Below are 25,013 nucleotides of genomic sequence, written 5' to 3'. Positions count from 1 at the left end.
GTCGCAGGCGGCGCCTGCCCATCGCAGCACACCGGCAAAGGAGAATTGGCCATCAGCTCGGCTCGCCTCCCGCTTGGACGGGGGCGCCTCTGCGGTAGCGAAGCAACACCTCATCATCGGCTTCGATTTCCGCCGCGGCTTCAACATGAGCATTGGTGATGCGCTCAACATTACGCTCGATCTCTTGCCATTTGTGGCACGCAGCGGAACGTTTGGCCCATAGCGTCCGCGCCTCACGGACCGCCGCCTCGGCCTGATCCTGAGCGGTGTGCGCCTTGTCAAGAAGTAGCTGCGCCGCCGCGATATCCTCTGTGAGCCGCCCAATGATAAGATGATGGCGGCGCTCGAGCTCGCTGACGGATATCGCATCGGCCGATAACATCTCCCGATAAAGCTCGGCTTCGACCCTTGCGCGGTGTCTTTCGGTATTGGCAAGCTGCTCGGAAGCCTGTTCGACGGCTTCACCTGCGATGCGGCGCTTGGCTTCCATGTCGGACAGTTCACGAAGGGCGCTTCGCTCCCTCATGTCCTTCACCGCCCGCAATTTCGACGCATGAGCGGTGTTCAGGCGGTCAAACGTGACATCCATGCGATCGTCTCCTCAAATTTGCACGCCTCGTCCTGGCCTTGACGCAGGAACGTCCGCAACTCCTCAATCGAGGCGATCGCCCGGTCGGTCAGCGGATCAGCGCCTTGCTTATATTCGCCGACCTTGATCAAAAACTCGGCCTCGGCGTAGCGCGAGAGCTGATCACGAAAGAAGGATGCCGCCTTGCGATGCGGCACAGACACGACCGCATCCATGACGCGGCTTCGGCTCGACAGCACGTCGATGGCCGGAAAATGCTCCCGCGAAGCCAGCGCACGCGAAAGAATGATGTGTCCGTCGAGAATGCCGCGCGATTCTTCGGCGATTGGATCGCCCGTGCCGTCACCTTCGACTAGCACGGTATAAAAGGCCGTGATGGAGCCCTGCTCGCCCATGCCGGCCCGCTCCAACAGACCCGGCAGCAGAGCAAAGACGGAGGGCGGAAATCCGCGCCGGGTCGGAGGCTCTCCCGCGGCAAGGCCGATCTCGCGCATCGCACGACTAAAGCGCGTCAAGGAATCCATCATCAGAACGACGCGCAGCCCCTGATCACGAAAGTATTCGGCCAGCGCCGTCGCCATATGGGCGCATTGTGCCCGCTCCATCGCCGAACGGTCGGAGGTTTCCACGACGACGACCGAACGGCGGAGTGCCTCGCCAAGATGACGTTCGATGAATTCACGTACCTCTCTGCCACGTTCGCCGATCAGCGCGACAATCGTGACGTCGGCGGCTGCGCCTTTGACGATTTGCGACATCAGCGTCGACTTGCCGCAACCGGCGTCCCCATAGATTCCGATCCGCTGGCCTTCACCACATGTCAGAAGCCCATCCAGGACACGAACGCCGAGTGGGAAAGGCTGCTCGATACCTCGCCGTTTCATGGGGTTGGGCGCCTTGCCGCGCAGCGGGCGCACTTCGCCAGCCTTTATTGGCCCCTTACCATCGAGTGGACGACCGAAACTGTCGATCACGCGGCCGAGCAAATCGGGGCCGACCGGAACTTCCTGCATTCGCCCAGTCGTGACGACCTCGGCACGGTTGGACAAGCCGACCATGTCACCGATCGGTGTGAGCAACACCCCGTCCGGCAACAAGCCGATCACCTCCGCCTCGAGCGACCACCCGCTGCGGGGGTCCTGCAGCAGGCATAGCTCCCCAACCCGGGCTTCCGGCAAGACGGCATGGAGCAGCGTACCGATAGCCTTCGTGATCCGGCCGCGGACGGCACGCGTGTCGATATGCTTGGCGGAAGATCTCAAGGAAGACAGTGCGGCGTGGACAGCCTCTTCTTCAGCCGCAGCACCATGGGTCGATCGTTGCGCGGTCACGGTCCACCTTCCTGCGACGGCAAGCCAAACCCCACACGAAGCGCACGGAGCTGCGCGGCAAGTCCGAGATCGACATTGCCAAACTCGCTCCACAAGACACATTGGTCCGCCGTGAGCGCCGGATCCGGCTCGATCCTGACCTTGGGCCGGCCCTCCTGTCCGTTGTAGGCTGCGAATTCATTGGCAAGCAGATCGGCTTTCAGGGGGGACACGTGAAGGCAGACTTCCGTGTTCTTGTACTTTTGCTCAATCGCGTGACGAACGCTGCGCACCAGCATCTCGCCCGGATCAAAGGCGCCGAGCAAATCTCGCACGATCTCGATGACCAGCTCGGGCAATTCTTGTTCTAGAACGGCCTTTCGCTGCGCGAGTTCGCAAGCAGCCTGCGCAATCAGGCGTGCGATTTCCTCTGCGCCCGTTTTTACCCCCTCCGCATGGCCGCGCGCCCGTTCCCGCTCAAAAGCTTTGCGTCCCCAGCCGCGAACACGCTGCAGATGCCGCTCAGCAGTGGCCCGCGCGTGCACGGCGTCATGCCAGATCTCGAGCTCGGCTGCCGGGATCAGGGGCCCAAGCGGACGGATCTGTGGGGCCACAGGCAATGCTGGGAAGTCGACTGTCATACCGTGGCAGCCTCCGTCCCCAAATGGGCCACAACCAAGGAAAGCAGCGGGCCTGAAGCACGATGGTGCTCAGCCGCCGGATTGTCCGCGGCCGTCCCACGAGGCAAGCGTAGAAGCACGCGGATACGCTCAATCGCTGGAGCCCGGTCGAGCCAGGCGCCCAGACAGGCATGTCCATCGCGTTCAATCTGTCGCGACAGGTGTTCCGGATCGGCAATGAGTGCTGTTGCAACCGCACTGGGTAAATGCCGGATGGCGAAGGCATGCGCTTCGGCACCGATCATCTCGACCAAGATCGAAAGATCGCGCTTTGAAACCAGCTTCAGGACGGAATGAGCATGCCAGATACCGCCGGCGAGCAGCGCAGCCCGACGCGGATCATGCCCGAGCAGAAGGTCGTCGTTCCAGCCAGCTCCGCTCACATCCACGTCGCTGCCGAGCAGCAGCTCGGCCAGCCTTGGCTGCAACCTGGAACTCTGCTGCAGTCGGAGTAATGTGGCGGGCGACAGCAGCGGATCGAGACACGCGGCAAAACGGCTCGGATGGATCGAGGCAATAAGCTCGCGCAGCCGTTCTGAAGCCAGCGTGATCGAACGATTGGGTTCGGTGGGTGATATCGATGACGACATGAGCGTCCTGGTTATGTCGCATCGGAGGTGATCTTTTTGCCAGCAGCCTGGACAGCGGTCACATTCGAACGCCTGCCGAACATGGTAAGTTTGCGCGATGATTGACCGAACTGACGAAGACGCGCGCCAAGCAACAGATAAGATGCAATGACGAATGCGGCGCTTGCGCCCCCGACCCCAAGCGCAAGCCACGGCGTTGAAGCCGGCCTTGTTGATTGAGACGAAGCGGCTGCCGACTGCGCCGGCTGCTCAAGCGGCGCTCGCTCAACCGGCACAAAGACCACAGCCACCTTGTCGTAAGACAGCCCTTCGATGCTGTTGGCGACGAGCATCTTGATCTGAGGCAACAGCGCCGAGAGCTTGGCGTTCGAACCATGTCGGATGAAAACCGACGCCGACGATGGGGTGGCGTCTTGCCGCAGAAGATCGTTCTTCGGCAGAACCACGTGCACCCGCGCCGAAAGGACGCCATCGATGTCGCTAATGGTGCGCGACAATTCTTCGCTGAGGGCATAAACGTAACGGGCGCGCTCCTCGATCGGGGAGGCAACGAGGCCCGATCCCTTGAATACCTCGCCGAGATTCTTGAAAGATTGACGCGGCAGCCCCTCAACATTGAGCAGGTCAATCGAATATGCAAGCTGCCTTTCCTCGACCTGGATCGTGCTGGTTCCATCCTTGGCGACAACGCGAACAGCATCGACACCCTTGCCAAGGAGAAGCGCAAGCATCTCATTGGCCTCACGCTCCTGAATCTTGCTGTAGAGATCAGCCTTGCAGCCGATCAACGGAACAAGAAGCGGCAGAGCAAGGCAAATGCGAAGCCGCCGCCACCATTGACGGCGGCCGCAACCCCCACTGTGCATCACACCAGGCATCAGCTCCACTCAGCCCGCCGATAGCAGCTTGTTCAACGAGGAGCTCACGGCGCTGGTGCTCTTGGAGACGAGGGAAACCTGAACGACGTCCCGGTAGACATCCCGTAGATTTACCATCATCGAATCGAAATCCGCAGCCACCGGTTTAACCGCCGCATGCGCGCTGATGTCGACCGGCGGCAACAGCGGCCGCGCGGCGGGGCCGGCTTGTACGGCACTCGCAGCAGAAGACGCGCCACCGACCGCGGGAGCAACGGCATGGCTGTGGTACATGGTGGAAAGAGTTTGAAGAACGCGATCGCCCGGCGGCACCGCCAGCGTGTTCGTGCGCTGCACCTCCAGTACCGGCGAAACGACTGCAGCTCTGCCCGCGACTGGTGAGGCAGGCCCCTGACTTGAGACCGCTTGCGCAAGAGACTGCTCAAAGTGCGCCTGCTCGACGGGAGCTGCCGGCGAACAGGCATTGGAAAGGCAGTCGGCTGAATTGGGAGAGATCGGCGTTGCGCCTAACATCATATAAGGAGTCATTGTGCTCGCTGGTGAGACCAAGCGTTCTCGACGGATGAACAGATCAAAATCTGTAGATTGGTGAGCTGACGAAAACCTGACGAAGATGGAGGTTATTACGCCATCTAATGATCACGTTTGGCTTCCAAGCTGGAACGAAATTCCAGGTTTAATTCTCAGGTGGAAGGCCTTCGGGAATGCTCGTTCGATCCACGATGGCGCAAAGTTTGAAGAGCAGTCTCTATGCCGGAGCTCTCATTTGTCTTGCAATGGTGAGCGCGTTTGGCGCGCCCCTGTCGCTGCCTTCGACTCCTTATAGCTATACGGTTCTCGATCAGGACCTTGCTGCCGCGCTGCAGGAGTTCGGCAACAATCTCAATATCAGGGTCAATGTCAGCACTGAAGTGAAGGGCCGGATTCGCGGGCGAATGCCGGACCTGCCGCCGCGCGACTTCCTCGAGCGTCTGACCAACCTGTACAATCTTCAATGGTACTACGACGGCCTCGTGCTTTACATATCCGCAGCCCACGAGGCGCAGAGCCGGCTGATTGTGTTGAACCCGATCAGCTTCGATGCGTTCAAGACCGCGCTCGAGGCGCTCAACATCTCCGATGAGCGCTATATCGTGAAGCCGGCGCCGGGGGATGGTCTTGTCCTGGCTTCGGGTCCGCCACGCTTCATCGCGCTGGTGGACCAGACGCTGAAGGGTCTTGTGGCGGAGGAGCAGGCGCGGCGCAATCCCGCCATCGCCGAAAGGCCGCCGCGGGATTCCGTTTTGATGTTGTTTCGTGGTTCCTCCAGCGTGGTTATTCGAGATGGGCGCCCGGAAGGGCATTATGCGTCCGACGCGCCGCGTCAGGACGGCACCGTGCGTGGAGCTGACACAGGCCAGAAATGACCTAATTGATGCGAGGCAGCTTGAGCCGAAGTCGATCCAATCTGCATCGGCTCAAGTCCTTCTGATCGTCAGCTTTTCGAAAGCTAATGCTCCCATGGGCGTGCGGACGCTGGACGGCGGGGCCTCCTACCGACCGCAACGGATGTGGGCAACCAGCCACCCTTGACGCGAGCGGAAGCTGGCAAGCGCCATCTTTGACGGAAGCTCGGGGCCTCAAATATCGATGAGAGCCTTCGAACCGGCTGCGTCAGAGCCGCTGGGCATGTCTCGCTCGATCCGCTCCATCATCGAAAAGGAGTAACAGGATGGATTTCAATGCAATCGGTCCAGCGAATACGAGGCCAGAGCCCGACTTACCAGAACCGTCTATGGACGCGACCGGCTTTGAGCAGCGGCTCAGTGGCGCGCAAGCTGGTGCTCTGCCACAGCACGCAGCCCCGCCGGTCCTGCAGGGAGGCGCCTATTCGCCATATTTGGACGCAGGTCATCCTTATTCACCGTACTTGGATGCTGGTCACCCCTATTCTCCGTACCTGGATTTAGCGCATCCCTGGCCGGACTTGGATCGGGAAAATGATCCGTTTACGCCAAGCGCGGAGCACGTCGCGCCAGAACCGGAAAGCCCGCAATATCTCCCCCAGCAGACGATCGCTCAGGCGATCGAGGCACATCCTGGTGTCGATCAGGATCTGATATGGCAGAATGTGGCCGGCCCTTCACACGCTGGGCCATCGTACGCTGGACCACTGCTGGAGGGACCGTCCCATGCCGGGCCATCGCACGCCGGTCCCACCCACGCTCGGCCATTGCAAGCGGGCCCCTCTCAGGCTGGTCCGTCCGAAACTGCACCACCAGAACTTTCCGAGTTCCGGATGCTGAACGGACGTCTCGCCAAGGATTACTGGGTTTTCACTGGCCAAACGGCCACAGCCGCTCAGATCGATATGCTTGAGCGCAGCGGAGTGAAGCCGAGCAAGGACCACCCCACAAAGGTTTTTACCTTTCTCGGCGTGCCTCACACAGCCGAATGGAGAGAAGAGGGCTTCATTCGTCTTACACCGTCGCTGGACCAAACCCTTTGGCCTGAAGAGCCGGCTGAGAATAGATCTTTGGACTCCGACTCTGAGGAAGATCCGCGTATCCGCCAGGGACGGGCCGTACCTTGGCTGGGCCACGTCCTGGAAGCGGATAGATTAAAAATTGCGACGGCAGCAGCAGTTGGTACGGGCCCGCAGCCGGCAAATATTGCCATTCTCCTGGTTTAAGCCCACTTGATCAGTACAGAATCGGTCAGTCAGAATAGCTGCACGCTCGAGATGAACGATCGCAGCCGTCCTCCTGTCGTTTTAGTCTCTCCGTCCCGCTGTGCCGACGTCACGAAGTCGGCAGCCTTGATCATCAACGCGATCGTCACATGCACAATCGCCCTTGATGATTAGCTCCAGCATGACTACGTCCGGCCGAAAGCTGCCCACACCCCGTCTTCGCCATCCCAGCTGCCGCGGCTCGCCGCCTTGGAGTATTCCGTGGCGCGCTGCTCGAAGAAATTGGCGTGCTCGACACCGTTGAGAATCTCCACGAGCCATGGCAGCGGATGTGCCTTGAGCCGGATGAACCCGCCCTCCTTAGCCTCGAAGAAGCCGAATACCGGGGCAATCCGCAGCTGGGTCAGTCGCCAGTCGGCGACGTAGCGGACGTAGGCATGGATCTGCTCGGGATTCATACCCTCGATCTCGCCGAGGCCAAAGGCGAGGTCGACGAAGTTCTCCTCCAGCTTCACCATGGTCTTGGCGACGTCGATGATATCGTCACGGACGGAGCGCGTCACCGCGCCAGTTTCGCGGTGCCATTCGTGAAACAGCTTTATGATGCCCTCACAATGCAGGCTCTCGTCGCGCACTGACCAGCTTACGATCTGTCCCATACCGTTCATCTTGTTGTGGCGCGGAAAGTTGAGCAGCATCGCGAAGCTCGCGAACAACGCCATGCCTTCGGTGAAGGCGCCGAACATCGCCAACGTCCGGGCGACATCGGCCACGGTGCCGACGCCGAACTCGTGCATGTAGTCGGCCTTCGCGCGCATCTCGGCATAGCCGCGGAATGCCTCGAACTCGGTTTTGGGCATACCGAGCGTTTTGAGCAGTAGCGCATAGGCATCGATGTGGACCGTCTCCATGTTGGTGAAAGCTGCAATCATCATCTGGACGGTGAGCGGCTGGAAAATCGGGATGTAGCGCTTAAGATAGTTGTCGCCGACCTCGATGTCCGATTGAGTGAAGAAACGGAAGATCTGGGTGAGCAGCGCACGTTCGTTGTCGGTGACGCGGTCCGACGCCCAGTCCTTGAGGTCTGCGCCGAGCGGCACCTCCTCCCCCATCCAATGGGTCTGCTGCTGGCGCTTCCAGAACTCGTAAGCCCAGGCGTAGCGATCAACGTCGTAGCTGCCGGTCGAGTCGAGGAGGCCGACGCGCTGCTTGCCGATCAGCGTACGCGGATCGACGGACGAGAGATCGATCACTGACATGCGAGGCACTCCTCATAGTCGGTGCGCTGCTGCGATGGTTGCGGGGGCGCAGCCTTGTCGCCATCGGCGATGGCGCCGGCGAACGCCGCGCGCGAAATAGATTTTGAACGGCAGTAGTAGAGGCTCTTCACCCCCCGCTTCCATGCCGTCCAGTGCAGCATGTGAAGATCCCATTTATCGACGTCAGCCGGCAGATAGAGGTTGACCGACTGGCTCTGGCAGACGAACGCGGCGCGGTCGGCGGCAAGTTCGACGATCCAGCGCTGGTCGATCTCGAAGGCGGTGCGAAAGACCGCTTTCTCGATTTCCGAGAGGATGTCGAGATGGGCGACCGAACCCTCGTGGGCGATGATGGACTGCCAGATCGCCGAAGTATTGGCGCCCTTGGCGGCCAGCAGCTTGGCGAGATGCCGATTACGCACCGAGATGGCGCCGGACAAGGTCTTATGGGTGTAGATGTTGGCCGGGATCGGTTCTACACAAGCGCTGGTGCCGCCGCAGATAATGCTTATCGAGGCGGTCGGCGCGATCGCGATCTTATGGCTGAAGCGGGCCATCACGCCTCGTTCCAGGGCATCCGGGCACGGCCCCCGCTCGCGCGCGAGCGTCACGGATGCCGCATCAGCATCGCGACGGATTTTCCGGAACATGTTCAGATTGAACGACTTGGCCACGACGCTTTCAATCGGAATGCTCTTGGCCTGCAGGAACGAGTGGAAGCCCATGACGCCAAGGCCGACGGAACGCTCACGCAAGGCGGCGTAGCGGGCACGCTTCATGACGCCCGGCGCCACCGTGATGAAGTGGGTCAGCACGTTGTCGAGGAAGCGCATGACGTCCTCGATGAAGCCAGGCTCCTCGTTCCACTGGTCCCAGGTCTCGAGGTTGAGCGACGACAGGCAGCACACGGCGGTACGCTCCTCGTCGCGATGATCGATGCCGGTCGGCAGGGTAATTTCGCTGCACAGGTTGGACGTTGAGACCTTGAGGCCGAGCTCGCGCTGGTGCTTGGGGAGCGCGCGGTTCACTGTATCGATGAACAAGAGATAAGGCTCCCCCGTCTGCAGCCGGTTCTCCAGGATGCGTTGCCACAGCTGGCGGGCGTCGATTTCGCGGATAACCTCCTTGGTCTTCGGACTGCGCAGAGCGAACGCAGTGCCGGCGCCTACGGCACGCATGAACTCATCGGTTACGTTGATGCCGTGATGCAGGTTGAGACTCTTGCGGTTGAAGTCGCCGGACGCCTTGCGGATCTCGAGGAACTCCTCGATCTCGGGATGGTGGATATCGAGATAGACCGCAGCCGAGCCGCGCCGTAACGAGCCCTGGCTGATCGCCAACGTCAGGCCGTCCATGACGTGGATGAACGGGATGATGCCTGAGGTAACGCCGCCCTTCACCTGCTCGCCGATCGAGCGAACATTGCCCCAGTAGGTGCCGATGCCGCCACCGTTAGAGGCAAGCCATACGTTCTCGTTCCAGGTGCCCACGATGCCTTCGAGCGAGTCCGACACCGAGTTAAGGAAGCAGGAAATCGGCAGGCCGCGCGTCGTGCCGCCGTTGGAGAGCACCGGTGTGGCTGGCATGAACCACAGCCGAGACATCGCATCGTAGAGACGTTGGGCATGCGCAACATCATCCGCGAAGGCGCAAGACACCCGCGCGAACATGTCCTGGATCATTTCGCCGGCGAGCAGATAACGGTCGCTCAGCGTCAGCTTGCCGAACGGCGTCAACAGGTCGTCGCGCGTCCGATCGAGCTTGAGATCGGCCGGCTTTGGCGATGGCGCAAGGGGGTACGGCAGCGGGGCCGGCGACGGCGGCGGCACAAGACACAACTCAGGCGCGCTGGGCTCTGCCTGCAATGGCTGCGACCTCACGCGCGCCGGCTCCTCAATGAGATGACCATGCTGATCGAAATCGTAAGACGGCGACATCGGCAACCCCGCGATGTTAGGCGGGGGGACTGCGCGGATGACTTGCGAGGAAACCGGTCAAACGTCTCCGGCTGCAAGCGACCCAACGGGGCACCCCGCCCGAGGACTTTCGTTCAGTCGCGGCAGGTCTCCTGGCTCGCGGGTCGCCGCGGCTGTCGGCCTTCCCGGCGCTGTGCTGCGCCAGTGACCATGATGACAACCGCTCGCCGCTTACAGTTGCGGGGGCAGCCCCGGAGTAGCCGTTCGGCGCACCGGGTTCCCTCTTAGCTTCCGACCTACAAAATGTTGGGGCCAGAAGACCGTGACTGGCTAGACATAGGCACTACTCGCCGGGATTGGTCAACTGGGGAGATCCAGATTGAAACGCAAAAACATACCGAAGCTCGGACGACTTTGTCGCCGCTGTCGGCTTCTGCTGCAGGTGATTGGATATGCCGTTGGGCTGCATTACCGGTTTCCGTCAAGCCTGCGCAAAGGTCGAGGGAATTCCTGGCTCGCACGTCGCATTGATGGAATCTAAGAAACGGCGCGTCAGTAGAGGAGCAATTCGGCCAGACGCTTGATTTGATTCGCAGCGCTCCTGCTCGCCGCGACCAATGGCATCTGGACGAATTCGTTATCCACTCGCGGGCGAACAACATCGGCTCTGGCGCGCCGTCGACCGGAATGGCCTTGCATCCAGCCCCGAACCGAATCGCGCTGCACAGTGGTCCCACGCCTGTCACGGCTCCAGCGCGACCTGCAAGCCCTCCTTACTTTCAACATGAACGTAACGGGGTCCGATCGGCCGTCCCCTGCCGCTGGCGACAGTGACAATGTCTTCCAAAGGCATGGCGCGCGCATCCGCCTCGGGGCGAGACAAGATCAGATCGGCGTGAAACAGCCCTTCCGATTCGAGGCCGGTGGCATCCACGCCAAGGGCCGCCAAGCTGGCCAAACAGCTCTCAAATTCTTCAGCATCGCGAAAGCGACGCTGGATAAACGTTGCGCCGGCAAGACGTTCTGTCACAAGACCACGGTTTGCGAACGTCGCGGCGAGCGATTCAAATGGGAACATTCGTAGCACGAAGGAGATGATCCATGGTTGCTTCTCTGCCGCATCGAGAATCTCGCCGAACGTCTTCTCGGTAACGTAGCCGATGCATCCGGTCGACATGATAACATCCACGGAGCGGAGAATGCGCGCGCTGTCCATCGATAGCGCCTCCTTTTCAAGGTCAGCGACAATGCCCTGCTCTAAAAGGCCAACATTCTTCGCATAGCTGACCGCCGCTGCCGACACATCGAGGCCGATAAAGCGTGCCAACCCGACATCAGGCCAGGCTGCATAGAAACTGCGATCGAGACTCACCAATGTCTCAGAGCTGATCGCTCTCATCTCACGCCGGGCGTAGCGGTGACGCAAGCCCGCGAAGGTCAGCGGAAAGCGATGCACCGCTGCATTGATACCGTACGAACAACCAACATCGAGCACGACGGGCTTGAGGCCGGTGGCCGAAGCTTTCGCTGCCAGTATTTGGCGCACAACCGGCTCAGCCACGTCCGGTATCATATAATCCAGGTCTCCGAGGACCGAGAAATATGCCCTCGGATCATCCGAAGCATAAATATCGTGGAATGCAGCTTTAGACCGATTGATGCGCGAGAAATCTATCCGCAACGCAATGTCTCCTCTCATTTGCAAGCAGCTCGACGGCTGTTGCCTTCGTACCCGCCTGCACTTTGGTTATATAGGGTGTAGGCCCTTACATCCGCCGATGCGGTAGCAGAAGTGGCAAGTGAACAAGCGCATCACCCCCCTCTGCGCGTCGCGGCGCGAGCGATCCTGCTGTTGTGCGAAGAAACCATCAGCCCGCTCAGCCCACCGATAGAAGCTTATTCAGAGATAAGCTGACGGCGCCGGCGCCCTTGGAGATGAGCGAAACCTGAATGACGCGATCGCCAACATCCCACAGGTTCGTCAAGGCCGAATCGAAATGATCCCTACCTTCCGGTTTACCTGCCGGATGCCAGGCGGTAGGCCCACGAAGCTGCACCTTGCTTCGAAGCTGCCTGCGCAAGACTATCATGAAACTGGTCCCGCACCGATAAACAGCCGCTGGAGAACCATTCAGCCGGGTTGAGAGAGGTCGAGGCAACGGCAGGCAACATGAGAAGAACCGTTTTGTCACGTGATGAGATTGGCACCTTCGTGAGCGCGAATGGGCCAGCACCCTAGAAACGCAAGCTGACCGAAAGCTGACGAGCCTTCGTCACCTGATGATCATCGAGCGCGAAACCAGTGCCCCATCTTGTGATGCTCCGGAGATCTTGCGAGATCGTTAGACCAAATCAACGAATGCTGCGGATCGGCAGACGGGAGGCCGTTAACTTGCACCAGGCCAAGTCAACGCAACCATACAAAGCTGACACCGGCATTGAAAATCCGTCCGGCCTTACTGGCAAGGCCATGTCATCAATCGTGTCGAAATCGTCTGAGCGCCGTCAGCTTCTCGAAAGCTTGTCCGTCCTAGCATACGGCGTGAAGACGGCGGTGTCCCCATGGATGGTCGCGGAACTGAGCGCTGGAGGCGCACCGAGCAACAGGATGCAAGTGGTAGGACCTGTTGAACTCTGCCGCTCAACACTCCTTGTTCGTCGCGATCTCGGGCCGCAACTAGGTGACCGTCTTGTGGTGCACCCTTAAATCGGAGAACGTATAATGTCAGTCGACCTATCGCCAACCGCCAATTCAACTGTGGCTTTACCCGGAATGCCCGCCCCGCCCTCTTCGGCGCAGGACTTTTCCAGCTTTCAGGCGATGTTGGTCAGCCTCGCGTCGAAGGACGCGACTAGCGATCATTCCGCACCGCAGGAGCCGGTGCCGACAGACGCAGCCCAGCAACTGACAGAGGAACTCACGCGGGAGACGCGGAGTATTCTTCCACCAGAGATTAGGGCGGCACTGGATGCATATCAGGATGACCCACAGCCGTCCTGTGCTGCGAGCAGCCCAATCATTGCGGAGGCACCCGTACAAAGCTCAAGGATCACCTGGAACGGTGGCACGCTGACTAATGCGGAACTGCAGATTGTCTCTGTCCTGAACCGCCACAAGGACAAATGTCCGCTTGATTGGAAGTCCCTGGGAGATTTGGCCAACGATCCCTCGACACCGCCGGATCTAAAGGCGGCGATCGAAGCGCTGCAACAGGACCCGGAGCTCTTTTATGCGATCGGTTCGCAAGGCGACGGCCGCTGTGGCGGCAAGATCAAGGTGGGCGATCTCTGCGGCTTTTCCGATCACCACCCCCAAGTTGCCGCGTTCCAAGAGCAGCGGGCGCGGACCTACGAGCAGAACTACATACCATCCGACGGGACCGGAAATGGTGAGCCATCGGTCATGACCCTGACCGATGCCATGCGCGAGCTCTACCGCTATTCCGATAACCTGCCCAAGAACTTGAGCCTTGCGGATTTCAGACACATCGTGGACGGCAACGCCGACATTGGCAAATGCCCCCCACAGGTCCTCGCGGCGGCTCAATATTTTCTCGACCACCCGGATCAATGGAAGCAGTTATACGGCGGCTCGATCGATAAGGTCCACAAAGAGGACTTTTTGCAGGTCGCTTCATCATCGATGAGTCTCAGCCGACCCGAGCTGAGCACACTAGACACGATTAACAACAACCAGGACGCTTTCTTTGGAAATGGCGTTCTGACCCGGGAAAAGCTCGCGAGTATGGTGGACGACAAGAATCTTTCTCCCGAGGTACGAAAAGCGGCCTCCCAGCTGCTCTCGGATCCTGTGCTGTTTGGGTTGATGAACAACGCGATTACCGGCTACAAAACCCACCACAAGTTTTTCGACTTCGGCGGCGGCCACACGGTTGATTCCGGAAACATCAGCGGAAATGATTTCAAGCAGTTCTTCAATAACATGTCTGGTGCGAACCGCGCTGCTCCGCAGTTGAAGACGCATGCCGCTCAAACGCCTGCCGAACAGGAGGCTACCGCGGACATGATGGATGGCGTGGCAGACCAGCCCGACATCAAGTCTCCCAAGAAGAACGGTGGCGCCCTCATGCATGCACTTGATGACGTGCTGAAGGTCGGCTCGAAGCTGCTCGACTGGACAGCGACGGCCGTTGGTGTACTCGGCTTTATTCCAGGGCTGGGTGAGCTGGCCGATCTTGCTTCAATGGTGATGGAGGCCGAGGCGCAAGCTGCAAATCTTCTGCACACCGCGATCACCGGTGGCAACATAAAACAGGCGCTGGCGGAAGCCGGGCTCAGTCTCGCGGCGCAGGCCGTGGGCTGCATCGCCGGCCCCGAGGTCAAGATAGCGATACGGGAAGGCTTGGTGAAGCAGGCAATTCAAGAAGCGGCGACGGCCGGCATCAACCTGCCGGTGTCGATGGCTCAGTCCTACGCGGAGAACTATCTGGATAACCTCAAGGCACGGATTGAATCCGAGCGCACGCAAGCTGCAGGTGCCTACGCCTAGTCGTAGCGGCGCTATCGACACAGGGTGAAGCTGGAACGAAAGGCTAGCTTGCGAGGCCACCGCGCGCACAGTCGTCCGCGCGGTGCAGCTTCCGCAAGCTCCGCCGACATTCGATGCTTACACCGACGAGCGTATTTGGCGATAGCTAAACCGGCGCATTTGTCGGCTGTACTCGAGCGCCCGCCCGACATTCTCACATCGCGTATGCCAACGCGAAGATCTCGCCGTACTGATGGATCTCGCCGTACTGATGGCGCCACCCGTCGCGAGCTGTCAACTTTACGCCGCCAACAGCCGGGCGGAGCTGCAAACCTCACCAGTTTACGCCGTCGGATCGAGACCACATGAGTGATTCGTGAGGCTCAAGGTCCTTGTCTCCGACGCCTCCCGATCGTGTCCGATAAAGTGGACCGATTTTTATGGGTTTGCCACGAGCGGAACTGGAGGATCGCGCTTCGTTTCTGACGCGTATAAGCACCTTTAACCTGCCGCCCTGGAGCGGGGATGGAGACAAGTCGCTGAGTCGCTCGAGGCAAATAAATTGCCGAACGAGTTGCGAGTATTCCTCCCCTCAGATTGGGCTACATCAATGATCAAGCCCATTTTATCCGTCCTGGCGCTTACATTCCGCTCACCAAAGCTGCGCTTGAATGATCAGCGGGCTGCCTGATCAAGTGCCACATCAGCGAGGTTCTTGTACCAACTCTCTGATCTGCAGCTTTCGCCGGCCTAGTGCCGACATATGAGGCCACCTGAGCAGAAGCAGCGTCAATGAGCTCACTGTATTTTCTGCGGCTCGTCAGCTTGTCGAAAGCTAACGCTTGCATAGTAAACATGATGGAGACTCCTTCCACCGCACGAACGAAGTTTGAAGTAGGAGACACCCGATGCGTATTTCCAGCACAAGCGGCGCTGGGCACCTTGATACCGACCTCCATGCGGCTGGCGGTGCCAAAAAGGGATCCCGGAGCCCTGGTGAGCACGATGATCATGGTCGATCGACTGGTGCAGGAGCTCCCGTAGATGGCGGCACGTCTAGTCCAGACGCTGGCTCGCAAGCCGCCGCTATGCAGCAAGCGTTCAACGTCGCTCTCGGCTCCGTCGTTTTCCAACTTGCAAGTAGTGCAATGGGCAAGTTCGACGATACCATGGCCGAGACAGAGGAGGATTCCTGACCTCGCATGTTGCGGTGTCAGGAAAATGAGAGCCGCAAGTCGCGGCAATGTTCGAACAAACAGGAGAGACAATATGGCTGATAAGGTTGGTGCGTCCCATTCCTCGACTGCAGGTGGCGCAGCTGGTACTGCTGCTGCAGCCGCGGGTTCCACCGCAGCTGAAGTTGCCGGAGAAGCGGCATTCAACAGGCAACTCGCCGCACTGACTGCCACCAGCACGAAGGCTGCTGAAAGGGATGTGGAACTTCGCGTCGTCACGACAGAGCTCTCGACCGTCAAGAAGGTGGCCGACGAGCGGGTGCAGTAACGGATGAAGCGGGACGCCGTTATGTCCTTCCCGCTTTTGCGGGCCGCATAATCTGTGAAGTCGCAACAGACCGTACGGCTTGCCGTACGGTCTCGTTCTTCATTCAGGAGGCGACCGTGAATGAACCAGCTTCCCCGCTTTTCGAAGTGTTGTCGGGGTCTTATTCCGGGCTGACCGGCAAGGCGGGGGGCGGCTCGTGCTTGATTGGCAGCAGCCTCGATGCTGATTTGGTCTTCGTCGAGCAAGGCCTCGAACCGCACCATCTTCGCGTCAGCTGGCATGTCAGCTCGATCGAGATCGAGGCCCTTGCCGCAGACGTCGCGATCGAGGGCCGCGACTCTATTTCGCCAAATGAGATCGTTGTTCTCCCTCTTCCTGCCGTCATCCGTATGGGCGCGATGTCCATTCGCTTGTCGATCGATGGCTCTCAACAAGCCGGCTCTACCGGTCGCCGGCATGTACCGATTACCGTGCTCGCCTTGGTCCTTATCAGCTCTGCCGCAGTTGGCACTGTCTCAACGGGCCTTCTCCAGTCCGACGGCGCCGCAGTACCGAGCACTTCGTCCTCCGCCGCGGACATTGGCCCCAAAGTCGCGCTCGCCGCCCCTGATGCTCCGGCCGCCGACGCAGCTGCTCGACGGCTGCAAGGGCAAGTTGATGCAGCGGGCCTGCTCGGTATCAAAGTCGGTTCTGGGCCGGGCGTTGTGACGGCCGATGGCACCATTACGCCTGCCTCGCTCGCTAAATGGCGGGAAGTCCAGCAGCGATTCGATGTCGACAGCAATGGTGGTTATACGCTCGTCAGCGCGGTCGCCATCAAGGATGAGAAGACGCCCCCCGCGATTGCCGTCCAGGCGGTTTGGCGCGGAAACGACCCTTACCTGGTCATTTCTGGTCAAAAGTATTTCGTGGGCGCGATCTTGAGCAATGGATGGACCGTAAAGGAGATCGAGGACGGACGTGTGCTGCTGACACGCAATGGCCAGCTTGCTGCTCTATCTTATTAAAGTTTTAGCCCTCGGGCAACGAAGGAACGTTTCATGACTAGGCTGCCGCAGCGGTCCGTAGAGCTTGGCACCGCCTTTCAGGGAATCAACAACGAGCATCATGCACCTGCCGTCGCCCCGGCCACACCTCAGGCCAGTGGCATCGGCATCGACAAGGTCCATGGAAAAGGCGGTAACGCTCACACGTCAGTTGTCCAGGACCGCGCGGCGCAGGAGCGGTTGGCTGCCAATACGATCGATAACGCGCTCGAACTCAAGTCAATCGATCCAATCTCGCGGATCAATCCCACCGATGCCACCGAGCACGCAGATAAGATCGGAAGGAATTCGGAACTTGCATGGCTGAACGGCCCCAATCTCGCGGATAGCCTGCTCTCCTTCGTCACGCCCCGCCTGCGTCATTCGCATGTTGTGCGTCCAGAGCAACACGGCCTTCTCCTCGAGCGCCTGGCCGATGCGCTGTCAGCCGCGCCAGAGGGCTCGGTGGCACGCGAAGGGGCCGCGCTTCTGCGGCTGGAACTACGGCGGTTAATCCTGCTCCGGCAGAATCACAACGGCTTGATCCAAGGTTAGCAATGCCAGATCCGCGCGGAGTGCAACACTTCACACCTACCCAGTCCTCAAATGTTTTCAAAACCGATGGGGTGGTGCCGATCTCTGGGCCCGAGCGCGATTTGCTCTGCGCGCTTTCCTATGTCCACCTTGCGTGCGGGCAGAGCGCACACAGCCTGGCTCTTTTACGGCCCGTGGTTCACGAACATTCTCAAGACGTCGAGCTGCTTCGTATCCTCGCCTATGCTCTCATCTCAGAGCGCCTCGGCGAGGAAGCGCTATCGGTATTGGACAGGCTGGACGTGCTTGATGATCAGCCATCGTCGCGCCCGCCATTGCTCCTGCTACGCAGCCATGCTCTGCGTCAGGCTGGCCGCATAGTCGAGGCGCAGGCCACCTTCAAGCGCTATGTTTCATTGCGGGGCAGCACGGCTCCGGTCAAACGATAAGGCTTTGCATGGCCAGGAACCTACGAAATCTCGTCGCCCGCGCACCGTCTCACCCGGATTTGATGGTCGCGTTGATGCTGCTTCTGGCGATCGGAATGATGATCATGCCGATGCCAATCGTGGTGCTCGATATGCTGATCGGCTTCAATCTCGGCTTTGCCATATTGCTGCTGATGGTCGCCCTCTATCTCAATACGCCGCTCGACTTTTCGTCGCTGCCGGGCGTCATCCTTATCTCCACAGTCTTTCGTCTAGCACTTACCGTTGCAACGACGCGGCTGATACTCGCCGAAGGCGATGCCGGCAGCATCATCCATACGTTTGGCGATTTCGTCATATCGGGCAACATCGCCGTCGGAATTGTCATATTCCTCATCGTGACCATGGTACAGTTCATGGTTCTCGCTAAGGGGGCCGAACGCGTCGCAGAGGTATCGGCGCGCTTCACGCTCGACGCCCTGCCCGGCAAGCAGATGGCTATCGACGCGGAGCTGCGCAACGGCCACATCGATCAGCACGAAGCCCGCAGCCGGCGCAGCGCGCTGGAGCGAGAAAGCCAACTTCACGGCGCCATGGACGGCGCTATGAAATTTGTGAAGGGCGACGCTATCGCCGGCCTCATCGTCATCTGCATCAACATGCTGGGCGGCATCACGATCGGTTCGCTTTCTAAGGGCATGTCCCTTGAGGAGGCGATGCATCAATACACCATCCTGACTATAGGCGATGCACTCATTTCGCAGATTCCGGCCCTGCTACTCTCAATTACAGCGGCGACCATCGTCACTCGCGTCAACGGTCCCTCTAGGCTTAATCTTGGCGCCGATATCGTCAACCAGCTTACTGCCAGCACACAAGCGCTACGGCTGGCCGCCTGCGTCCTCGTTGTGATGGGGCTTGTTCCGGGCTTCCCTTTGCCACCCTTCGTCATTTTGGCCGCACTCTTCTGTGCGGCGAGCTTTCTCAAGGTTGGTATGCAGGATGGCAAAGCGGACATCAAGACAGGCGCCAGTTCGACCGGTGCGGCTCCCACTTCCGCACAGGGTCAGAAGCAACCCGTGCCTGCGGAAGCACTTCCGATCACGCTCTTGCTGGCGCCGAACCTGACACAAGCGATCGACAAAGCAGACCTTGAGCAGGGCATCGCACGGGTTTCGGCACTGGTCTCATCTGATCTTGGCATCACGATTCCGCGCATTCCAACCCAAGTCGACCAGCAGTTGGCGGATTCGCAATTCAGGGTGGATGTCGAGGGAGTGCCCGTCGAAGCGGACAGCCTTAAGCCGACACAACTCTTGCTCAACGACGACGCGGTAAACATTGAATTGAGCGGAATCCCCTTTCGGCAGGACCCAGACACGAACCGGATCTGGATCGAACAAGCTCATGCTCCTGCTCTCAAAGCAGCCGGAATAGGGCATCACCGTGCAAGCGATGTGATCGCCTTGCGGGTCCAGTCGACGTTGAGGCGCTATGCTCAACGCCTGGTGGGCATTCAAGAAACCCGTCAGCTGCTCGGACGGATGGAGCAAGAATATGCTGATCTCGTGAAGGAGGTGCTGCGCACGACGCCGATCCCCCGCATCGCGGACGTTCTGCGCCGCTTGCTGGACGAGGGCATCCCGATCCGCAACACTCGCCTAGTCCTGGAGGCGCTCGCAGAATGGAGCGAACGGGAGCAGAATGCCGTGCTGCTGACCGAATATGTCCGCTCCGGTCTGAAGCGCCAGATTTGTCATCGCTATGCCAACGCCCATCGTGTTGTCGCTGCCTTTATCGTCGAGCGCGAAACCGAGGATATCGTGCGTGGTGCCGTGCGCGAAACCGCTGTCGGCCCCTATCTTGTTTTGGAAGATCGGCAAAGCGAGATGCTGCTTTCACAATTCCATCAGATCCATGCGAGCCTCGCGCGGAGTCAGAGCCAGCCAGTCATTCTTGGCTCGATGGATATCCGGCGCTTCGTCCGCGGCTTCCTCACCCGTAACGGAATCGATCTGCCCGTTCTCTCGTATCAGGATCTTGCCGCGGACTTCACGGTCCAGCCGATTGGCTCCGTCAAACTTTCCGCTGGCAAGGACAGGACCCCCATAGGAGAGCATCGCGATCCTCTCCGTGCGGCCGGCTGACGAGTACAGCTGTGGGCGTGAGATAACTTATGAAGTCGTATGAAATCGACATTCTGCGGTGCCGGCGTAGCTTTCGTCCGCACGCGAGCTCAGCCTTTCTCCCAGTTCTCGCCGTTTCGCTGCTCGCAGGCTGCGCTAACCTGGACCACCCGGGTCTTTCATCGCAGCAGACGCCTACAGCAGAGTTGGTCGGCGTTGCGAAGATCAATCCCGCCATGCGAGAGCGAATCGCTCACGCCCTCGTTCGAGACGCTGGCGAGCGGCATTTGTGCGATGCGCTGAAGCAAAGACCAGACAACGCCGATGCCGCGATTCCTCTGACGCGGGAACTGCTGGCTCGTAAATGCCCGGGCGAGGCGATTGAGGTGCTTGATACCGTCTTGTTGGCGTCACCCGGCGACCTGCGCGCACTGAACGCCAAAGCCGTCGTCCTCGATCACCAAAGCCGCCACCAGGAGGCCCAGGCGCTATACCGCCAAGCTCTCGCGGCCGACCCGGCAAATCCGATGTTGCGCAACAATCTCGCGCTATCGCTCGCACTTGACAGCAAGACAGAGCCAGAGAGCGTCAGCCCCCAATCGCAGACCGACGGCCGACAGGCGTTGGCCCGATCGAGATAGTCCAGCGAGCAAGAGCGGACCATGAATGCTTGATGCCTGCCCCCACCGCCTGCTTACGGTGAACCGACTATTCGCCGCGCCGCGCGAGGACGGCCTTCATGGAAAGTGATGTCTTTGGTGGAATGGCAATCATGCCCCATAATCGCATCAGTGACCCATCATGCAACAGTGCTCAAGTGTTTCCGAGGCCGATGAAAATGAGACAGCGCGCTGAAGGGCGATTCTTGTGCACGAAGACAGCCATGTCATTGTCTCGGATCAAGGGATTGCATCGGCGAGACTTGCCAGCAAGTTGGAACTCGCCGCGCGTCCTCCTCCTTCGCGTGCACGGTCGTGAGACGATCTGCAATCAAGCGTGCGCAACGAATCCATTTGCATCTCTTCGTTCGGTCTTGAAATGGCATAGCCGAATGGTGCGCGGGACTTCGCGCACCCCAGGAACGGCTGTTGCGATGTTGCGAAACAATCTCGTGCTGTCGCTTGCGCTAGAAGGGAAGACGGAGACCGACGCTCGCCCACAACCGCAGAGCGACGGCAGGCACGCCGTGGCCCGATCACGATGGCGCGGCCAGCGCTTGATGCCTGTGCGGCGGCTTGTCGACACTAGGCTGACTGTAAGCCGCCGCTAAGACTCAGGAAGAGACAATATGTGGTCGATAGGTACACGAATCGCCAGGCACACCATAGCGGTTCAGCCGTCACCCTATCTTCCAGGTGTTTACGAGGCCGCTACCTTGCGATGGCCGGGAACCAGTCAAGCCTGCAGTCCGACATTAGTGAGAGCTTTCGCGGTTTCAATTGAATAGATAAAATCCTCCGTGACCCGCTGCTTGGCGCCTTTCACCCAGGCCTGAAGAACGCCGATCTGGTCGGGCGCCGAAGTCGTGGAGGAGACTTCCTTGAAGAACTCCGTCAATTGTGTCGATTCGGTTTGAAGGCGCTCCTGCCAGTGCCAATAGGCCTCTGAGTACTTTTTCAAAAGCTCGTTTTGCGTTCCGATGACTCGCTTGGTGAAGTCCTGAAACGCGCCGGCTGCAATGCCGATGTCATTGTTTATTCCATTCTCTTTCGTCATCATCATCTCCTTTGTCGTTGTATATGGACGACGACGCCTGAGCAGAACCCCCGCCTGTCATTCGTGGTCACCAATTGGCACGTCTGTGCTCTCGCCTACAATTGCGGGGCCAATCTGGTCCCTTTGCTCGACGAGCAAACGACGTGCCATAAAAGATCCCTGAGAGGCTGCCGTCCACGAACAGGAAAGACACGTGCTTGATATAGCGCTCCGGACGCCCTGCTACTGCGGCGTCGCCGTCGAGACATGAAAGTATCAAATCGGACACGGCAGAGCGACAGCAGTGGAGGGCGAATGGCAGCTCTCGTGCCGAACAGCGATGACGATCGACGGGGAGCAATTGCTCATCGTTCCGATGTTCGGATCTATTCAACCGCTGACCAGCATCCTAGCACAATACGCTGCTTGGGCGCGTGCCCCATTGCTCGAAGCTGCGCGACAGAAAACTGGTAGCGATTCAAGATATAGCGCGCCCGAGCAGCCGGCCGATGGTGGCCTAGCGATGCTATGCGTATTGATCAATGCGAACGGTTCAGTGGGCTTCGCGGAGACGGCGTTCGAGCCAATCAGCGGTCATCATGAGCGTATCGGCTTGCTTCGCACTGCGATGAGCTTGTACTGGCTGTTTAAAGGGGACACTGGTACGCCGGGAAGTGTATGCCCGGAATAGCCCCTACCAAAACTAGGAGGCGACGACGTGCCTGTATGTAGCTAATATGGTTCTTGGGTTCGGGAGGTCAAGCAGACGACTTGTCCGCCAGAGCGCTCGCGACGAGGGGACTCGGATGATCACGCCGGTTCGACGGAACTGGAATCCAAAAGAATTGTTCAACGCTCTTACGCCTGCGATGTTCACCGCCGAACCATCGGCCATACGCGCACGCTGGGATAAATTGTGGCCTGATCTGTATACGGAGTATGACGCCCGATATCTGAAACAAGAACTAGCCGACCGAAACCTCATCGCTACCGATGAAGCTGCGGCATTTCTCGACGCCTGGGCGATCGATGAAGAGCGCCACACCGATGGCTTCATCCGCATCATTGAACTTGTCGCTCATGGAGCCGAGAGGGATCTTCGAGAGAGATTGGACGCTCGACCGCATGATTTTGGTCCGATCACTGAGCACCTAACGGACGAATTCTCCCTCATGGTTATGATCGCATTTGACGAGATGTGCACTTGCCGCGCCTACGCAGCAGAAAAGCCGTTTTATGACGGCCTTGGGAACACTAAATTTCATCATTGGCTGCGGGAGATCATTGCCGACGAGGCGGTTCACTCGATGAACGCTGTTAACGTCATCCGCGCGCGCTATCGCGACCGCATTGGGCAAGTCGGCCCAATTCTCGATAACCTAATCCGCGCGAGCGCAAATCTACGCTATTCTGGCACCTTCGTCCTGGACTACTTCGGCACAGTGTACTCCAAGGAGCTCATCGCAAATTCTCGGCTCGCAACCATGAGAAATATTGCCAAGCCATTTGCGGTGTAGAGCGAGATTCTACCAGCGAGCCCTCGCGAACGTTTATTCGGCATCATCGCAGCTCAATCCGTCCTTCCCTGTAAGTTGCTAATTGGCGCCAACCGTTGTGGGCTTTCGTGCGCAACGTCGTGCCCACGACATGCCGGCGCTTGATGTTTGGCCAGAACAACCGGGCCGGGTTTGTTTTGCGTCCGGTTGGCGCGTCGTTCGGCCTTGCGCGGGCCATCGGGCAATTGGCCCGGCCTTTGCTCTATTGCTTGCCAAACAGTGTGCAGCTTCCCGCTTTGTCGGTCTGTCCGCCACAGCACGTGAATCTCTATTGAATGGAAGGCGATGCCATGTAGAACGGGCGTTCGGTCACCACCACGGCGGGAGGTATCACCACTGACGCGATCGGTTCGATGACGCGCACCGCCCTGGCGATCGAACACAGAACAGATGATAGCACGGATGGTAACCTATACTTTCCCGAGGAGGAGAGCGTCTTCGCCCAGAACACGGTCACGTCAGATCGACCGGCTAGCTTTGTGCTTCATAACGGCCTGCAGGTGGTGGTGATTCCGGATCATCGGATACCCGTTGTGACTCAGATGATCTGGTATAAGGTCGAGGCCGCCGATGAGCCGCCGGGCAAATCGGGGCTGGCGCATTTCCTCGAACACCTAATGTTCAAGGGCACCTCCAAACATCCGGCGGATGAGTTTTCCCAGACCGTGTTGCGCGTCGGCGGCAACCAAAAATGCGTTCACCGGAACCGACTATACCAGCTATTTCCAGCATGTGCCGCGCGAGCACCTCGGCAAAGATAATGGAACTTGAAGCTGACCGCATGACTGGTCTCATGCTAAAAGATGAGAACGTGCTGTCCGAGCGCAACGTCGTGCTTGAGGAATTCAATATGCGGGTCGCAAACGATCCGGGTGCGCGGCTCGCCGAGCAGATGATGGCGGCGCTTTACCTCAACCATCCCTACGGCCGTCCTGTGATCGGTTGGCGGCAGGAGATCGAAAAGCTCCAGCGCGAGGATGCGCTCGCGTTCTATAAGCGTTTCTACGCACCGAACAACGCCATCCCGATCATCGCGGGCGACGTCGAAGCCACTGAGATCCACGCGATGGTGGAGAAGAATTTTGGCGACATCCCCCCGTAGCCGTCGATCCCCGCTCAACGCCTGCGACCGCAGGAGCCGACCCCGGCCGCGCTGCGCGCCGTGACGCTGGCCGATCCCCGCGTCGAGCAGCCAGCCTTGCACCGCTGCTATCTCGTACCGTCGGCTCGCACCGCGGCCGCCGGGGAGAGCGCAGCGCTCGAGGTGCTGGTGAAACTGATGGGCAGTGGCGTCAACTCATATCTCTATCGCGCGCTGGTAATCGATAAGCAGCTCGCGGTCAGTACATCGGCGGGCTACCACGCTACCGCATTCGACCCCTCGCAATTCGGGATTTCCGTCACACCAAAACCTGGCGTCGAGTTCGCCCGGATTGAGCGCGCCGCCGACGAGGTGATCGCCGACATTGCGCATCATCCGGCGACTCCCGAAGATCTCGAGCGGGTCAAGACCTGGCTGATTGCGCAAGCAATCTACGCCCAAGACAATCACGAAATGGTCGCGAGCTGGTATGGCCGCGGCCTGACGACGGGACGGAGCATCGACGATATCCGAGGCTGGCCGGACGGCATCCGCGCCGTCGGCGCCCAGCAGGTGCAGGAGGCCGCGCGCAAATGGCTCGACAAGAGACGCTCGGTGACCGGTTATCTCATCAAAGAGTCAGCGCCACAGCACGGGGAGAAGCTGCAGTGACCTATTCTTGC

At 59.5% G+C, this 25,013-nt stretch carries 23 protein-coding genes, 1 pseudogene and 1 riboswitch; of the genes and pseudogenes, 12 read left to right on the top strand and 12 right to left on the bottom strand.

What is annotated here, in order from left to right; translation table 11 throughout:
• Positions 1–52: 52 nt before the first annotated feature.
• From ACVMB1_RS41800 to ACVMB1_RS41775, 6 genes are read right to left on the bottom strand one after another with little or no spacing between them, the layout of a single operon-like run.
• The gene (locus ACVMB1_RS41800; protein WP_069280055.1) at positions 53–589 is read right to left on the bottom strand and encodes a hypothetical protein; all 537 of its coding nucleotides are present in this window, start codon (positions 587–589) and stop codon (positions 53–55) included.
• The gene (sctN, locus tag ACVMB1_RS41795) at positions 565–1,920 is read right to left on the bottom strand and encodes a type III secretion system ATPase SctN (RefSeq protein WP_069280056.1); all 1,356 of its coding nucleotides are present in this window, start codon (positions 1,918–1,920) and stop codon (positions 565–567) included. Before sctN ends, ACVMB1_RS41800 begins: the two co-directional genes overlap by 25 nt.
• Positions 1,917–2,540: a type III secretion system stator protein SctL gene (gene sctL / locus ACVMB1_RS41790; protein WP_069280057.1), complete on the bottom strand. Its 624-nt coding sequence runs from the start codon at positions 2,538–2,540 to the stop codon at positions 1,917–1,919. The genes sctN and sctL overlap by 4 nt, the downstream gene beginning before the upstream one ends.
• The gene (locus tag ACVMB1_RS41785; RefSeq protein ID WP_081334766.1) at positions 2,537–3,169 is read right to left on the bottom strand and encodes a nodulation protein NolU; all 633 of its coding nucleotides are present in this window, start codon (positions 3,167–3,169) and stop codon (positions 2,537–2,539) included. The genes sctL and ACVMB1_RS41785 overlap by 4 nt, the downstream gene beginning before the upstream one ends.
• Positions 3,170–3,180: 11 nt before the next feature.
• Entirely contained in the window at positions 3,181–4,047 is an 867-nt protein-coding gene (sctJ, locus tag ACVMB1_RS41780; protein WP_069280074.1) for a type III secretion system inner membrane ring lipoprotein SctJ, read from the bottom strand.
• Between the two features lie 9 nt (positions 4,048–4,056).
• The gene (locus ACVMB1_RS41775) at positions 4,057–4,575 is read right to left on the bottom strand and encodes a nodulation protein NolB (RefSeq protein ID WP_456849820.1); all 519 of its coding nucleotides are present in this window, start codon (positions 4,573–4,575) and stop codon (positions 4,057–4,059) included.
• Between the two features lie 176 nt (positions 4,576–4,751).
• On the opposite strand from ACVMB1_RS41775, the gene ACVMB1_RS41770 reads away from it, so the two are divergent.
• Together ACVMB1_RS41770 and ACVMB1_RS41765 are read left to right on the top strand one after the other, a co-directional pair.
• Positions 4,752–5,453 carry a secretin N-terminal domain-containing protein gene (locus ACVMB1_RS41770; RefSeq protein ID WP_375167005.1) on the top strand — a complete coding sequence of 234 codons (702 nt, stop codon included), beginning with the start codon at positions 4,752–4,754 and terminating at the stop codon, positions 5,451–5,453.
• A gap of 305 nt (positions 5,454–5,758) precedes the next feature.
• Entirely contained in the window at positions 5,759–6,718 is a 960-nt protein-coding gene (locus tag ACVMB1_RS41765; RefSeq protein ID WP_456849818.1) for a hypothetical protein, read from the top strand.
• Positions 6,719–6,903: 185 nt separating this feature from the next.
• Here the strand turns inward: ACVMB1_RS41765 and ACVMB1_RS41760 are convergent, their stop codons facing one another.
• The 4 genes from ACVMB1_RS41760 to ACVMB1_RS41745 form a co-directional block, all read right to left on the bottom strand.
• On the bottom strand, positions 6,904–7,977 hold the full coding sequence (locus ACVMB1_RS41760; protein WP_176731415.1) for a ribonucleotide-diphosphate reductase subunit beta: 1,074 nt from the start codon (positions 7,975–7,977) through the stop codon (positions 6,904–6,906).
• Positions 7,968–9,857 (bottom strand): ribonucleoside-diphosphate reductase subunit alpha, encoded by a 1,890-nt coding sequence (locus ACVMB1_RS41755; RefSeq protein WP_456849816.1) that lies wholly within the window; start codon positions 9,855–9,857, stop codon positions 7,968–7,970. Before ACVMB1_RS41755 ends, ACVMB1_RS41760 begins: the two co-directional genes overlap by 10 nt.
• 161 nt (positions 9,858–10,018) lie before the next feature.
• Positions 10,019–10,233, bottom strand: a riboswitch (cobalamin riboswitch).
• Positions 10,234–10,635: 402 nt separating this feature from the next.
• On the bottom strand, positions 10,636–11,592 hold the full coding sequence (locus tag ACVMB1_RS41750; RefSeq protein WP_176731416.1) for a class I SAM-dependent methyltransferase: 957 nt from the start codon (positions 11,590–11,592) through the stop codon (positions 10,636–10,638).
• Positions 11,593–11,770: 178 nt separating this feature from the next.
• A complete protein-coding gene (locus ACVMB1_RS41745) occupies positions 11,771–11,983 on the bottom strand; it encodes a nodulation protein NolB (protein ID WP_456849814.1) in 213 nt (70 codons plus the stop codon).
• 731 nt (positions 11,984–12,714) lie between these two features.
• Between ACVMB1_RS41745 and ACVMB1_RS41740 the strand changes: the two genes are divergently transcribed.
• Positions 12,715–14,403, top strand: a complete 1,689-nt coding sequence (locus tag ACVMB1_RS41740; RefSeq protein ID WP_081334768.1) for an HrpF/NolX family T3SS translocon protein — start codon at positions 12,715–12,717, stop codon at positions 14,401–14,403.
• Between the two features lie 620 nt (positions 14,404–15,023).
• On the opposite strand, the gene ACVMB1_RS41735 is transcribed toward ACVMB1_RS41740, so the two are convergent.
• A complete protein-coding gene (locus ACVMB1_RS41735) occupies positions 15,024–15,395 on the bottom strand; it encodes a hypothetical protein (protein WP_456849812.1) in 372 nt (123 codons plus the stop codon).
• 256 nt (positions 15,396–15,651) lie between these two features.
• On the opposite strand from ACVMB1_RS41735, the gene ACVMB1_RS41730 reads away from it, so the two are divergent.
• The 6 genes from ACVMB1_RS41730 to ACVMB1_RS41705 all read left to right on the top strand — a co-directional run bounded on the left by ACVMB1_RS41730 (position 15,652) and on the right by ACVMB1_RS41705 (position 20,639).
• Positions 15,652–15,885, top strand: a complete 234-nt coding sequence (locus tag ACVMB1_RS41730) for a hypothetical protein (protein WP_069280658.1) — start codon at positions 15,652–15,654, stop codon at positions 15,883–15,885.
• A 116-nt stretch (positions 15,886–16,001) separates the two neighbouring features.
• The gene (locus tag ACVMB1_RS41725; protein WP_456849810.1) at positions 16,002–16,892 is read left to right on the top strand and encodes a SctD/MshK family protein; all 891 of its coding nucleotides are present in this window, start codon (positions 16,002–16,004) and stop codon (positions 16,890–16,892) included.
• Between the two features lie 33 nt (positions 16,893–16,925).
• On the top strand, positions 16,926–17,465 hold the full coding sequence (locus ACVMB1_RS41720) for a hypothetical protein (protein ID WP_456849808.1): 540 nt from the start codon (positions 16,926–16,928) through the stop codon (positions 17,463–17,465).
• 2 nt (positions 17,466–17,467) lie between these two features.
• Positions 17,468–17,893, top strand: a complete 426-nt coding sequence (gene sctY / locus ACVMB1_RS41715) for a type III secretion apparatus assembly chaperone SctY (RefSeq protein ID WP_456849806.1) — start codon at positions 17,468–17,470, stop codon at positions 17,891–17,893.
• A gap of 8 nt (positions 17,894–17,901) precedes the next feature.
• Entirely contained in the window at positions 17,902–20,019 is a 2,118-nt protein-coding gene (gene sctV, locus ACVMB1_RS41710; RefSeq protein ID WP_456849804.1) for a type III secretion system export apparatus subunit SctV, read from the top strand.
• A 29-nt stretch (positions 20,020–20,048) separates the two neighbouring features.
• Positions 20,049–20,639, top strand: a complete 591-nt coding sequence (locus ACVMB1_RS41705; RefSeq protein ID WP_456835768.1) for a tetratricopeptide repeat protein — start codon at positions 20,049–20,051, stop codon at positions 20,637–20,639.
• A 754-nt stretch (positions 20,640–21,393) separates the two neighbouring features.
• On the opposite strand, the gene ACVMB1_RS41700 is transcribed toward ACVMB1_RS41705, so the two are convergent.
• Complete coding sequence (locus ACVMB1_RS41700) at positions 21,394–21,714, bottom strand: hypothetical protein (RefSeq protein ID WP_141713663.1); 321 nt, start codon at positions 21,712–21,714, stop codon at positions 21,394–21,396.
• Between the two features lie 319 nt (positions 21,715–22,033).
• Between ACVMB1_RS41700 and ACVMB1_RS41695 the strand changes: the two genes are divergently transcribed.
• The 3 genes and pseudogenes from ACVMB1_RS41695 (at position 22,034) to ACVMB1_RS41685 (ending at position 25,002) form a co-directional block, all read left to right on the top strand.
• A complete protein-coding gene (locus tag ACVMB1_RS41695; RefSeq protein ID WP_069280068.1) occupies positions 22,034–22,384 on the top strand; it encodes a hypothetical protein in 351 nt (116 codons plus the stop codon).
• A gap of 115 nt (positions 22,385–22,499) precedes the next feature.
• The gene (locus tag ACVMB1_RS41690; protein ID WP_456813733.1) at positions 22,500–23,210 is read left to right on the top strand and encodes a hypothetical protein; all 711 of its coding nucleotides are present in this window, start codon (positions 22,500–22,502) and stop codon (positions 23,208–23,210) included.
• 518 nt (positions 23,211–23,728) lie between these two features.
• A pseudogene (locus ACVMB1_RS41685) lies at positions 23,729–25,002 on the top strand (M16 family metallopeptidase).
• The last annotated feature ends 11 nt before the right edge of the window (positions 25,003–25,013 follow it).

It is taken from the genome of Bradyrhizobium sp. USDA 4504, assembly GCF_054063995.1.
The sequence above is the reverse complement of the archived record's forward strand: the minus strand, read 5'-3'. Positions and strand labels throughout refer to the sequence as shown.